This is a genomic window from Mesorhizobium sp. M7A.F.Ca.CA.001.08.2.1, assembly GCF_003998455.1.
GTDB classification, from domain to species: Bacteria; Pseudomonadota; Alphaproteobacteria; order Rhizobiales; family Rhizobiaceae; genus Mesorhizobium; species Mesorhizobium ciceri.
On the sequence record NZ_RZPW01001454.1, the window covers coordinates 1 to 496 of the forward strand.

A 496-nucleotide genomic window follows, 5' to 3' on the forward strand; every position below is an offset into this window, starting at 1 on the left:
CATGTACCATTCCTGGGGTTCGCAGAATGCGTGGCTGCGGCAGATCACCAGCCAGAACCGGCTGTTCGTGCATCACCGGACGGCAGCCGGTCTCGGCCTTGTCGATGACGACTGGGTGTGGATCGAAAGCATCAACGGCAGAGTGAAGGGGCAGATCAAGCTGATCGACGGGGTGAACGAAAGCACGGTCTGGACCTGGAACGCCATCGGCAAAAGGCGCGGCAGCTGGGGGCTGAAGGACGACGCGGCCGAGAGCAATCGCGGCTTCCTGCTCAACCATATCATCGGCGACCAGACCTCGGCTGACGCTCAGGGCAAACGCTATTCGAATTCCGATCCGGTGACCGGCCAGGCTGCGTGGTTCGACCTGCGCGTGCGCATCGTCAAATGCGCAGCCGAAGAAGCCGGGTTCACCGAGCCGCAGTTCCAGCGTTTCCTGCAGCCGCCGCATTTCGAACCCTCGCCCGACAGACTGACTTTCGGCGCCGAATTCCGC

The 496-nt window shown here is 62.5% G+C and carries 1 protein-coding gene; it reads left to right on the forward strand.

All coding sequences use genetic code 11. From position 1 onward, the window contains the following. The coding region (locus EN914_RS37935) for a molybdopterin dinucleotide binding domain-containing protein (protein ID WP_281034715.1) at positions 1–496 on the forward strand (496 nt) is incomplete at both ends.